This window comes from Stenotrophomonas sp. NPDC077421 (genome assembly GCF_049545505.1).
GTDB classification, from domain to species: Bacteria; Pseudomonadota; Gammaproteobacteria; order Xanthomonadales; family Xanthomonadaceae; genus Stenotrophomonas; species Stenotrophomonas nematodicola.
The window spans coordinates 106,262-118,454 of the sequence record NZ_JBMWDP010000007.1; the positions used below are offsets into that span (position 1 = coordinate 106,262).

The 12,193-nt window shown below is 69.0% G+C and carries 11 protein-coding genes; 10 read left to right on the top strand and 1 reads right to left on the bottom strand.

What is annotated here, in order from left to right:
- Window positions 1–128 precede the first annotated feature (128 nt).
- From ACPEH1_RS05740 to ACPEH1_RS05750, 3 genes are all read left to right on the top strand, one after another.
- Window positions 129–827 (top strand): VIT1/CCC1 transporter family protein, encoded by a 699-nt coding sequence (locus ACPEH1_RS05740; protein WP_287250332.1) that lies wholly within the window; start codon window positions 129–131, stop codon window positions 825–827.
- A complete protein-coding gene (locus ACPEH1_RS05745; RefSeq protein ID WP_423715417.1) occupies window positions 827–1,657 on the top strand; it encodes a helix-turn-helix transcriptional regulator in 831 nt (276 codons plus the stop codon). The genes ACPEH1_RS05740 and ACPEH1_RS05745 overlap by 1 nt, the downstream gene beginning before the upstream one ends.
- Before the next feature lie 100 nt (window positions 1,658–1,757).
- On the top strand, window positions 1,758–2,744 hold the full coding sequence (locus ACPEH1_RS05750; RefSeq protein WP_312707922.1) for an MBL fold metallo-hydrolase: 987 nt from the start codon (window positions 1,758–1,760) through the stop codon (window positions 2,742–2,744).
- 46 nt (window positions 2,745–2,790) lie between these two features.
- On the opposite strand, the gene yihA is transcribed toward ACPEH1_RS05750, so the two are convergent.
- Window positions 2,791–3,414 carry a ribosome biogenesis GTP-binding protein YihA/YsxC gene (yihA, locus tag ACPEH1_RS05755; protein WP_017354770.1) on the bottom strand — a complete coding sequence of 208 codons (624 nt, stop codon included), beginning with the start codon at window positions 3,412–3,414 and terminating at the stop codon, window positions 2,791–2,793.
- Between the two features lie 155 nt (window positions 3,415–3,569).
- Between yihA and ACPEH1_RS05760 the strand changes: the two genes are divergently transcribed.
- The 7 genes from ACPEH1_RS05760 to betA all read left to right on the top strand — a co-directional run bounded on the left by ACPEH1_RS05760 (window position 3,570) and on the right by betA (window position 12,188).
- Window positions 3,570–4,367, top strand: a complete 798-nt coding sequence (locus ACPEH1_RS05760; RefSeq protein WP_166473444.1) for a c-type cytochrome — start codon at window positions 3,570–3,572, stop codon at window positions 4,365–4,367.
- A 150-nt stretch (window positions 4,368–4,517) separates the two neighbouring features.
- Window positions 4,518–5,162, top strand: a complete 645-nt coding sequence (locus tag ACPEH1_RS05765; protein WP_423715419.1) for a thiol:disulfide interchange protein DsbA/DsbL — start codon at window positions 4,518–4,520, stop codon at window positions 5,160–5,162.
- Between the two features lie 121 nt (window positions 5,163–5,283).
- Window positions 5,284–6,102, top strand: a complete 819-nt coding sequence (locus ACPEH1_RS05770) for a thiol:disulfide interchange protein DsbA/DsbL (protein WP_423715421.1) — start codon at window positions 5,284–5,286, stop codon at window positions 6,100–6,102.
- Between the two features lie 23 nt (window positions 6,103–6,125).
- Window positions 6,126–6,893 (top strand): endonuclease/exonuclease/phosphatase family protein, encoded by a 768-nt coding sequence (locus ACPEH1_RS05775; RefSeq protein WP_017354773.1) that lies wholly within the window; start codon window positions 6,126–6,128, stop codon window positions 6,891–6,893.
- A gap of 107 nt (window positions 6,894–7,000) precedes the next feature.
- Window positions 7,001–8,980 carry a choline BCCT transporter BetT gene (gene betT, locus ACPEH1_RS05780; protein ID WP_017354774.1) on the top strand — a complete coding sequence of 660 codons (1,980 nt, stop codon included), beginning with the start codon at window positions 7,001–7,003 and terminating at the stop codon, window positions 8,978–8,980.
- A 36-nt stretch (window positions 8,981–9,016) separates the two neighbouring features.
- Window positions 9,017–10,489 carry a betaine-aldehyde dehydrogenase gene (gene betB / locus ACPEH1_RS05785; protein ID WP_017354775.1) on the top strand — a complete coding sequence of 491 codons (1,473 nt, stop codon included), beginning with the start codon at window positions 9,017–9,019 and terminating at the stop codon, window positions 10,487–10,489.
- 25 nt (window positions 10,490–10,514) lie between these two features.
- A complete protein-coding gene (betA, locus tag ACPEH1_RS05790; RefSeq protein ID WP_017354776.1) occupies window positions 10,515–12,188 on the top strand; it encodes a choline dehydrogenase in 1,674 nt (557 codons plus the stop codon).
- Window positions 12,189–12,193 lie beyond the last annotated feature (5 nt).

The window sequence follows — 12,193 nt, forward strand, 5'->3', positions numbered from 1 at the left end:
GGCGCACTATATCGTGGCGTTCCCCACCGTCGTGTCACCGTGACGGTTTTCAGCATCCCACCGGGAAGGACTTGACGCTGCTGCGAGTCATTCCGCCATCCCCGTCCTGCCCGCCCTAGACTGTGGGCATGAACAGAGCCCGCCATCAGGAAGTTCACCGCTCCGACCGCGCCGGTTGGCTGCGCGCAGCCGTGCTGGGCGCCAACGACGGCATCGTCTCGGTGGCCGGGCTGGTGGTCGGTATCGCCGCCAGCGGCGCATCGGCCACCACCGTACTGGCCACCGGCATCGCCGGCACCGTGGCCGGAGCGATGTCGATGGCGGCTGGCGAGTATGTGTCGGTGCAGTCCCAAGCCGATACCGAACAGGCCGACCTGCTGGTGGAGAAGCGCGAACTGCGTGACGACCCGCACAGCGAACTGCAGGAGCTGGCCGCGATCTACCGGCATCGTGGACTCACTGCCGAGCTGGCCCACGAGGTCGCGGTGCAGCTCACCGCGCACGACGCACTGGGTGCGCACGCGCGCGACGAGCTGGGCATCACCGAGGAACTGCGCGCCCGGCCGATACAGGCGGCACTGGCATCGGCCGGCGCGTTCGCCGTTGGCGCCGCGCTGCCGGTGGTGACCGCGCTGCTCGCCCCGCACGCGCAGGTGGCCCAGATCACCACCGCCGTCACCTTGGTCGGCCTGGGCCTGACCGGTGCCATCGCCGCACGCGTTGGTGGCGCACGCCCCCTGCGCGGCGCGCTGCGCGTGATGTTCTGGGGCGCGCTGGCAATGGCGGCGGCCGCAGCGATCGGCCAGTTGTTCGATACTGCACTGTAATGGACACGCGCACGCCCCCCGTTTCCCTGCTGGCCGAGATGGCAAGCCTGGCCGACTGCCAACGCGCCGGCGGCTATGCCTGCATCACCGCGCGCCGCGAACATGGGGCCTCGTCGGTGGACATTCCGCAGCCGCAGTTCGCGATTCTGCTGCAGGGGCGCAAACAGGTATCCACCGCGCAGCAGTCGCTGGTGCTGGCACCGGGCGATCTGTTCCTGATCACCCGGCGCTGCCGCATCGACGTGGTGAACATCCCCGATCCGGCGTCCGGCCTGTACCTCAGCGCGATCGTGCCGCTGTGCGGTGAAGCGCTGTCGGCCGCGCGGGTGCTGTGGAACGAGCCGCTGCCGGAGGCCGGCGACGCGCTGGCGCGCCTGCCGCTCGACGCGCATGCCGACCACCTGCGGCAGTGGCGTCACGCGCTGGAACAGGGGCGGTACACCGAGGCGCGGCTGGCCCTGGCATCGCTGGTGGTGGCCTTCTGCCGCCGCGGACATGGCAGCCTGCTGGTGCCACCCGAGCCGAGCCTGGGCGAGCGCATCCGCGACCTGATTGCCGCACAGCCCGAACGCGACTGGCAATCACGCGATTTCGAGCAGCAGCTTGGACTGAGCGGCGCCACCCTGCGCCGGCGTCTGGCCAGCGAACGCGCCAGCGTGCGCGAGCTGATCACCGACGCACGCCTGGCCCACGCGATGAACCTGCTCTACACCACGCGCCTGCCATTGAAGACCGTGGCCGCACGCGTGGGCTACCGCTCGCTGGGCAGCTTCAGCAGGCGCTTCGCCGCGCGTTACGGCCTGGAGCCGGCCGCGATCGGCAACAGCTGAGCGATCGCGAGCGGATCGCGCCGCATTCTGAGCGGAACGCGGAGCGGCCGGCGCGCAGCATGGACGTCCCGCGGCGCTGCCGCTCTGTCTGGACACCTGCATGCCCTTCCTCCGCGTTCGCCCGCTCGTCGCCGCACTGGTGCTGGCCGCCGTTGCCGGTCCCGCCTTCGCCACCACGTCCCACCTGCCGCGCACCCAGGTGCCGGGCGTCTATCACCAGCAGATCGGGACGCTGCAGGTCACCGCGCTGTTCGACGGCACTGTCGCACTGGGCCGCGAAGAACTGGTGGGCATCGCCCCCGGCGCGGTCACCCGCCTGCTCGACCATCGGTATGTGCCCGAGGATGGCAAGGGCCTGCAGACGGCGGTCAACGCCTACCTGGTCCAGCGCGGCAACCACCTCACCCTGGTCGACACCGGCACCGCGCAGTGCTTCGGCCCCGGGCTGGGCCAGGTGCTGGGCAACCTGCGCGCCGCCGGCTACGACCCGGCCGAGGTGGACGACGTCCTGCTCACCCACGCCCACCCGGACCATCTATGCGGCCTGCTGGATGCGCAGGGCGGCACTGCCTATCCCAACGCCACGGTCTGGCTGTCGGCCGCCGATGCCGGCTACTGGCTGGACCCGGCCAGCGAAGCCAACGCACCGCAGGGCGTCCGCTTCGCCTTCGCACTGGCACGCAAGGCGGCAGCACCGTATGAGGCAGCGGGAAAACTGCGTCGTTTCCGGGCCGGGCAGGCGCTGCCGGCCGGGGTCAGCGCGCTGGACAGCCACGGCCATACCCCCGGACATGTGTCCTGGAAGATCGACGCCGCGCCCGGCCAGGCGTTGCTGGTCTGGGGCGACATCGTGCATTTCCATGCGGTGCAGTTCGCACAGCCAGCGGCCGCGTACGAAGCGGACAGCGACCGCGACGCCGCCATCGCCAGCCGCCGCCGCATGATGGCCGAGGCGGCCGACCAGGGCTGGTGGGTCGCCGGTGCGCACCTGCCGTTCCCGGGCCTGGGCCACGTACGCCGCGAAGGCGACGCATTCGCCTGGGTCCCGGGCGAGTTCACCCCCCTGCCCGCGCCCGGCGCGGAGTAACCCCGGGTCGGTGGCGCCGACCCGCGGTCGGGCCGGCACGCGCCGGTCAGGCGGTTTCCGGGGCCGGCTTGTTCAGGCCGAGCCAGCCGCCGATGATGCCGCGGGCCTCGTCCACGCCTTGGCGGGCGGGGCCGGAGAAGGTCTGCACGCTGACAGTGTCGCCGAACGAGGACTGCAGTTCCTTGCGCACCTTCTGCAGGGCGATGCCCTGCTGGCCCCGGCCGAGCTTGTCGGCCTTGGTCAGCAGCGCGTGCGCCGGCAGGCCGCGCTGGACCGCGTAGGCCAGCATCTGGCGGTCGTAGTCCTTCAGCGGGTGGCGGATGTCCATCACCACCACCAGGCCACGCAGGGCCTCGCGGGTGCGGAAATACTGGTCGATGAAGGCCTGCCAGTGCGCCTGGAGATCCAGCGGCACCTTGGCGTAGCCGTACCCGGGCAGATCGACCAGCTTGGCGTCCGGGGTGACTTCGAAGAACACCAGCTGCTGGGTGCGGCCGGGGGTCTTGGAGACCCGGGCCAGGCTGTTCTGGCGGGTCAAGGCGTTGAGGGCGCTGGATTTGCCGGCGTTGGAGCGCCCGGCAAAGGCGACTTCGGCCCCGACATCCTCCGGCAATTGCCGGGTGTTGTGGGCCGAAAGCAGGTAATGGGCACGTTCGAGGAGCAATGACATGGGCATAGGATCGCATGTCCGGGGCACCAACGCGCTGCCGCGGCCCGGTTTTGCTGCACTGCTGCGTTGACCGTGGCGTGAAACGGCATGGATAATCGGGCGATCCCCGCGACTGCACCCTGCAGCCGCCAGGCCGGTCCACACGGAGCTTCCGCATGCGCCACGCTCGCGTTCTTGCCGTTTCCGCTGTTGCTGTATCGCTGCTGGCCGCCGTTGCGGTCGCCCAGACCTCGTTGACCCCGTTGCCCGACAACGGGCCGATCAAGACCGCGTCGCTGGAGGTCGATTTCAGCAAGACCACCTGGGGCGATGCCAAGGCCGGGCAGACCAAGGCCGCCGCCTGCGCGGCCTGCCACTCCGCCGACGGCAATTCCACGGTGGAGATGTACCCCAGCATCGCCGGCCAGAGCGAGCGCTACGTCGCCCAGCAGATGGCCCTGATCGCCAACGGCCAGCGCACCTCCGGTGCCTCGGCGGCGATGGTGCCGTTCGTGCAGGACCTCACCCCGCAGGACATGCGCGACATCGGTGCGTATTTCGCAACGCAGAAAGCCAGTGCCGGGCTTGCCGACGACGGTCTCGTCAGCGAAGGTCCCTACGCCGGCAAAAAGTTCTACGAGATCGGCCAGCAGCTCTACCGCGGTGGCGATGCCGACCGCGGCATTCCGGCGTGCATGGCCTGCCACGGCCCCACCGGCGCCGGCAACCCGGGCCCGGCCTACCCGCACATCGGTGGCCAGCACGCGGCGTATGTCGCGCGCCGGTTGCAGGAGTACCAGGCCGGGGTCACCCACGAAACCGACAAGGCGCATTTCCAGATCATGGCCACCATCGCCCGGCAGCTCACCGAACAGGAGATCCAGGCGCTGGGCAGTTATCTGCAGGGCCTGCACAACCGCGCCGACGATGTCGCGGCGGCCCCCACGCGCACCGGTGCCGCACAGGCACCCTGAGCCCTGTCGCCGGCAGGTCGCGGCCGCTCGAGGCTCCCGGGCGACCGCCGGGACCGATGGCGGATGCGCCGCGCGCACGCGGCACGGTATGTTCACCAGCACGCCGGCGATAGGGCCGGCGTCGTTTTTTCCCGATGGAGATGGATGTAGATGAGTGTGATGCCCCGCCTGATGCTGCTGCTGCTTGCCCTGAGCCCGTTGAGTGCCCTCGCCGCCCCGGCCGCGCCGCTGAAAGAAGGCCGGGACTATGAACTGATCGAGGACGCCGGTCCGTTCGCGCCGCTGGCCGGCAAGGTCGAAGTGGTGGAGATGTTCGGCTACACCTGCCCGCACTGCGCCCACTTCGAACCGCAACTGGAAGCCTGGGCCGCCAAGCTGCCCAAGGATGTGCGCTTCACCCCGGTGCCCGCCGCGTTCGGTGGCGTGTGGGATTCGTTCGCGCGCGCGTATTACGCCGCCGACCAGCTCGGCGTCGCCAAGCGCAGCCACCGCGCCATGTTCGATGCGCTGCACGAACAGCGTTCGCTGCCGATGCAGAACATCTCGGCCGATGAACTGGCTGGCTTCTACAAGGGCTACGGCGTGACCCCGGACCGTTACATCGCCGCGCTCAAGAGCGAGGCGGTGGATGCCAAGGTCAAAGGCGCGCGCGCCTTCGCCCTGCGCGCCAAGGTGACGGGCACCCCGACCCTGATCGTCAACGGCAAGTACCGCGTCAAGGGCGATTCGTTCGAATCGATGCTGCGCAATGCCGATGCCCTGATCGCCCGCGCCCGTAGCGAAAGAGCGCGCTGAGTCGACGCTCGCTGAACCGTCACGCACCGTGCACGCGGGGGCCTGGCCACCGCATGTCATCATGTTCCCCTGGCCGTCGCTGCGCGTCGGCCCACCCTGTTCATCCGCTGGAGATGCTTCGATGAAAACCCGTTTCGCTATGACGTTGATGGCCCTGCTGCCGATCCTGGCCGCGTGCAAGGCCCAGGATGGCACCGCCAACACCGCCACCCCGACCGAGCCGGCCACCCCGGCGACGGCCCCGGCCAGCGAACCGGCCGCGCCGGCCACCCCGGCTGCCGCCGGCGAGACTGCCGCGGCGGCCGCGGCCACCGAGAACGCAGCGGCGCCGTCGCCGTCCGCCTCGGCACGCCCGACCGGCCCGGAACCGGTTGCCGGGACCGACTACGTGGTGATCGAGAACGGCCAGCCGTTCCAGCCGGCTACCGGCAAGATCGAAGTGGCCGAAGTGTTCGGCTACGTGTGCCCGGCCTGTGCCGCGTTCCAGCCGCTGATCGGGCCGTGGAAGGCCGGCCTGCCGAGCGACGTGAGCTTCGTCTACGTGCCGGCCATGTTCGGCAACACCTGGGATGACTACGGCCGTGCGTTCTACGCCGCGCAGAGCATGGGCCTGCAGGACAAGACCCACGAAGCGCTGTATGCCGCCATCCACGCCCAGCAGACCCTGAAGGGCGAGCGCGGCCGCGATTCGGTCGAGGACATCGCCAAGTTCTATTCCACCTTCGGCGCCGATCCGAAGCAGTTCGCCGCCACCATGAGCAGCTTCGCGGTCAACGCCAAGACCAATGCCGCCAAGCAGTTCGCGCAGCGCAGCGGCGTGACCGGCACCCCGTCGGTGATCGTCAACGGCAAGTACCTGGTCAAGGGCAAGAGCTTCCCGGACATGCTGCGCATCGCCGACCACCTGGTCGCGCGCGAACGCGCCGCCAAGGGCAACTGAGCACGGCTGCCAGCGAACCCGTCGTGACTTCCCCCGACACGCGGACCCTGCGCCTGCTCACGGCCAACATCCAGGCCGGCTCCAGCACCCGCCGCTACAGCGACTATGTGACCCGCAGCTGGTCGCATGCGCTGCCGGCGGGGCGCAAACGGAGCAGCCTGGATGCCATCGCCCGGCTCGCCAGCGGCCATGACATCGTGGGCCTGCAGGAGGCCGATCCGGGCAGCCTGCGTTCGGGCTTCACCAACCAGACCCACTATCTGGCCGAGCGCGCCGGCTTCAACTACTGGAGCCACCAGCCGAACCGCCGCATGGGCGGGGTCGCCTCCAGCGCCAACGGCCTGCTCAGCCGGCTCGAGCCGGTGGAAGTCCAGGACCACGCCCTGCCCGGCCGCATCGGCGGGCGCGGCGTGCTGCTGGCCAAATTCGGTGATGGCCCTCACGGCCTCGCGGTGGCGGTGGCGCACCTGTCGCTGGGCACCAACTCGCGCATGGCGCAGTTGGCCTTCATCGCCGAACTGCTGTCCGACCATCCCAACGCGGTGCTGATGGGCGATTTCAACTGCGTGGCCGATCGACCGGAAATGCAGGCGCTCTACCGCCACACGCGACTGCAGCCGCCGGGCTGCGTGGTGCCGACTTTCCCGAGCTGGCGCCCCGAGCGTGCGATCGACCACATCCTGGTCAGCGATGGCCTGACCATCCAGCGTACCGAAGCAGTGGCGGCCGCGTTTTCCGACCACCTGGCAGTGGGCATGGACCTGCAGGTTCCGACCAGCGCCCTGCGCTGACGCTCATGCCCGGCCACGCGCCGGGCCGATGTGCTGACGCAGCATCCACACCCGGTGTGCGATAAATCGCCCCTCCGCCGTCCAGGCATCGGAGCGTCCCCCGCCTCATGAGTACCCTGGAGCCGCATCCGCCCGAGGTGCGCACGCTTCGTCCCGTTTTTCTGCTTGCCGCCACCCTCGTGGCGGCATTCGCCATTCTGGTTGCCGCATTTCCCATCGATGCAGGCGTGGCGCTGCTGGACGCGCAGACCTGGGCCTCGCGCAACGTCGGCTGGTACTACCTGCTGGCGATGACGGTGTACCTGGTGTTCGTGGTCGGCGTGGCCCTGTCCGGCTACGGCAACGTCAAACTCGGTGCCGATCACGATGAGCCGGAGTTCAGCTATCTGTCCTGGGCCGGCATGCTGTTCGCCGCCGGCATCAGCATCACCTTGTTCTTTTTCTGCGTGTCCGAGCCGCTCACCCACTACCTGGTCCCGCCGCAGGGCGGTGTGGGCAGCGGCGAGGCCAGCGCGCGCCAGGCCATGCAGCTGCTGTTCCTGCACTGGGGCCTGCACGGCTGGGGCGTATTCGCGCTCGCCGCGATGGCACTGGCCTACTTCGCCTACCGCCACAACCTGCCGCTGGCCTTGCGTTCGGCGCTGTATCCGCTGATCGGCAAGCGCATCAATGGCCCGATCGGCTACACCGTGGATGCGCTGGGCATCGTGGCCACCGTGTTCGGGCTCGGCGCGGACATGGGCTTCGGCGTACTGCACCTCAATGCCGGGCTCAACACGCTGCTGCCGGTGCCACATGCCGCCTGGGTGCAGGTCGGGCTGATCGTGCTGATGATGGGCGCGGCGATCACCGTGGCAGTCTCCGGCGTGGAGAAGGGCGTGCGCTGGATGTCGGACATCAACATGCTGCTGGCGATCGGGCTGCTGCTGTTCATGCTGTTCGCCGGCCCCACCCAGTACCTGCTCAATGCGCTGATGCAGAATCTGGGCGACTACCTGGGCAACGTGGTCGGCAAGAGCTTCGATGTCTACGCCTACGGCGGCCGGCCGGACTGGCTGGGCAACTGGACGGTGTTCTACTGGGCGTGGTGGATCGGCTGGGCGCCGTTCGTGGGCCTGTTCATCGCCCGCATTTCGCGCGGCCGCACCATCCGCGAGTTCGTGTTCGGCGTGCTGCTGATTCCGCTTGGCTTCACCCTGGCGTGGCTGTCCATCTTCGGCAACAGCGCGCTGGACCAGATCCTGCACCACGACCAGGTACAGCTGGCGCAGATGGCCGTGGACACCCCACCGACCGTGCTCTACGCGCTGCTCGACAGCTATCCCTGGAGCCGCACCGTCATCACCGTCACGGTGATCGTCAGCTTCATCTTCTTCGTCACCTCCGCCGATTCGGGCACGGTGGTGTTGTCCACCCTGTCCTCCCACGGCGGCGCCCCCGAAGACGATGGCCCGCGCTGGCTGCGGGTGTTCTGGGGGGTGATGACCGGTCTGGTCACCGCCGGGCTGCTGCTGGCCGGCAGCATGGACGCGCTCAAATCGGCAGTGGTGCTGGCCTCACTGCCGTTCTCGGTGGTGCTGCTGCTGATGCTGTGGGGCCTGACCCGCGCGCTGGGCGAGGAATCCCAGCGCAGGAAGGCCTCGCAGTACTCGCCCACCCCGCTGATCGGGCAGTCCCGGCACCAGCGCGGCTGGCGCCAGCGCCTGACCCAGGCCGTGCATTTCCCGGTGCGCGACGAGGTCTACCGGTTCATGGACACCGACGTGCGCCCGGCCATCGAAGCGGTGGCCGCGCAGTTGCGCGAGCAGGGCCTGAATGTGCAGACCAGCTTCGAGCCAGGCCAGATGGAACTGGTGGTGGACCACGGCGAACAGCAGGTGTTCCGCTACCAGGTGGTGATGCGCGGCTACCTCACCCCGTCCTTCGCCGCGCAGCGCTTCCGCAACCAGCGCTACTACCGCGCCGAAGTCCACCTCTATGAGGGGGGACAGGACTACGAGCTGGTCGGCTACAGCCGCCAGCAGATCATCAACGACATCATCGACCAGTACGAGCGCCATCTGCAGTTCCTGCACCTCACGCGCTGACCTCGGCTGGTCTCCCGCTGCAAAGGAGTCATCGACATGCCCACCTTCCCCGATCAACTGCTGTACATCGGCGGCCGCTACGTTCCGTCACAGGGCGGAACGACCTTCGAGGTCATCGACCCGGCCAACGGCGAGGTGCTCGCCAACGTGCACAGCGCCAACCGCGACGATCTCGACGCCGCCGTGGCGAGTGCACGGACCGGCCAGAAAGCATGGGCCGCACTGACCACCGTGGAGCGCTCGCGCATCCTGCTGCGCGCGGTGGCCCTGCTGCGCGAGCGCAACGATGCATTGGCCGCGCTGGAGAGCCGTAACACCGGCAAGCCACTGAGCGAAACCACCGCCGTGGACATCGTCACCGGCGCAGATGTACTGGAGTACTACGCCGGCGTGATGCACGGCCTGGAAGGCAGCCAGGTGCCGCTGCGCGACAGCAGCTTCTTCTACACCCGGCAGGAACCGCTGGGCGTGGTCGGCGCGATCGGCGCGTGGAACTACCCGATCCAGATCGCTCTGTGGAAGGCCGCCCCGGCGCTGGCCGCCGGCAACGCGATGATCTTCAAGCCCAGCGAAGTCACGCCGCTGACCGCACTGAAGCTGGCCGAGATCTTCACTGAAGCCGGACTGCCCGACGGTGTGTTCAACGTACTGCCCGGCGATGGTGCCGGCGTGGGTTCGGCGCTGACCGAACATCCCGGCATCGAGAAGATCTCCTTCACCGGCGGCACCAGCACCGGCCGCAAGGTGATGGCCAGCGCCTCCAGCTCCACGCTCAAGGAGGTGACGATGGAGCTCGGCGGAAAGTCGCCGCTGATCGTCTGCGCCGACGCCGATCTGGACCTGGCTGCCGACGTGGCGATGATGGCGAACTTCTACAGCGCCGGTCAGGTGTGCACCAACGGCACCCGCGTGTTCGTGCCCAGGACCCGCCTTGCCGCTTTTGAAGGCAAGCTGCTGGAACGTGTCGCGCGCATCCGCATCGGCGATCCGCTGGCCAGCGACACCACCTTCGGCCCGCTCGTCAGCGCCGCACACATGCACCGCGTGCTCGAGCACATCGCCAGCGGCAGGGCCGAGGGCGCCCGGCTGGTCTGCGGCGGCGAGCGCCTCACCGACGGCGCGCTGGCCAAGGGCTGCTATGTGGCGCCGACCATCTTCAGCGACTGCCGCGATGACATGCGCATCGTGCGCGAAGAGATCTTCGGCCCGGTCATGAGCCTGCTGGCCTACGACGATGAGGAGGAGGCCGTGCGCCGCGCCAACGACACCGATTACGGGCTGGCGGCCGGCGTGGTGACCCCCGACCTCGCGCGCGCCCATCGCCTCATCCACCAGCTCGAGGCCGGCATCTGCTGGATCAACTGCTGGGGCGAATCGCCGGCACAGATGCCGGTGGGCGGCTACAAGCAGTCCGGCGTCGGCCGCGAGAACGGGCTGGCGACGCTGCGCGCCTACACCCGCACCAAATCCATCCAGATCGAGCTGGACCGCTACGCGTCGGTGTTCTGAACCGGCCCGACAAGGAGACGCTGCCATGAAGCGCGAGTACGACTACATCATCATCGGCGCCGGGTCGGCCGGCAACACACTGGCTGCGCGCCTGACCGAGGACGCCGGCATCAGCGTGCTGCTGCTGGAGGCCGGCGGTCCCGACTACCGGCTGGATTTCCGCACCCAGATGCCGGCTGCACTGGCCTATCCGCTGCAGGGCCGCCGCTACAACTGGGCCTATGAAACCGAGCCGGAGCCGCACATGGACAACCGGCGCATGGAATGCGGGCGCGGCAAGGGGCTGGGCGGCTCCTCGCTGATCAACGGCATGTGCTACATCCGCGGCAACGCGCTGGACTTCGACCAGTGGGCCTCGTTCGATGGCCTGGAGGACTGGAGCTACCACGACGTGCTGCCGTATTTCCGCAAGGCCGAAACCCGCGACATCGGCGCCAACGACTATCACGGCGGCGACGGCCCGGTCAGCGTGGCCACGCCGAAGAACGGCAACAACGTACTGTTCCATGCGATGGTCGAGGCCGGCGTACAGGCGGGCTATCCGCGCACCGACGACCTCAACGGCTACCAGCAGGAGGGCTTCGGCCCGATGGACCGGACCGTGACTCCGCGCGGCCGCCGTTCCAGCACCGCACGCGGCTACCTGGACATGGCCAAGGACCGCGATGGCCTGGAGATCGTGGTGCACGCCACCACCGACCGCATCCTGTTCGACGGCAAGCGCGCGGTGGGCGTGCGCTACCTGGCCGGCGGCAGCGCCACGCCGATCGATGCCCACGCACGCCGTGAAGTGCTGCTGTGCGCCGGTGCGATCGCCTCGCCGCAGATCCTGCAGCGTTCCGGCGTGGGCGCGCCGGCGCTGCTGGCATCGCTCGGCGTGCCGGTGGTGCACGATCTGCCCGGGGTCGGCGAGAACCTGCAGGATCACCTGGAGGTGTACATGCAGTACGCCTGCAAAAAGCCGGTGTCGCTGTACCCCGCCCTGCAGTGGTGGAACCAGCCGGCGATCGGTGCGGAGTGGCTGTTTGCCGGGACCGGCATCGGTGCCAGCAACCAGTTCGAGGCGGGCGGCTTCATCCGCACGCGCGAGGACTTCGAGTGGCCCAACATCCAGTACCACTTCCTGCCGGTGGCGATCAATTACAACGGTACCAATGCCGTCAAGGAGCATGGCTTCCAGGCGCACGTAGGCTCGATGCGCACGCCCAGCCGTGGCCGCGTGCACGCGCGTTCGCTGGACCCGCACGCGCATCCGTCGATCCTGTTCAACTACCAGTCCACCGACCAGGACTGGCAGGAGTTCCGCGACGCGATCCGGATCACGCGCGAGATCATCGCCCAACCGGCCCTGGACGCGTACCGCGGGCGCGAGATCAGCCCCAGTGCCGACTGCAGGACCGACGCCGAGCTGGACGCCTTCGTGCGCGCCCGCGCCGAGACCGCATACCACCCGTCGTGCTCCTGCGCGATGGGCACCGACGCGATGAGTGTGGTGGATGGCCAGGGCCGCGTGCATGGCATGCAGGGCCTGCGCGTGGTGGACGCCTCGATCATGCCGCGCATCATCACCGGCAACCTCAATGCCACCACCATCATGATTGCCGAGAAGATCGCCGACCGCATCCGTGGCCGCGCCCCGCTGCCGCGCAGCACCGCCCCCTATCACGTCGCAGGTGACACCCCCGCACGACAGCGCTGACGCGC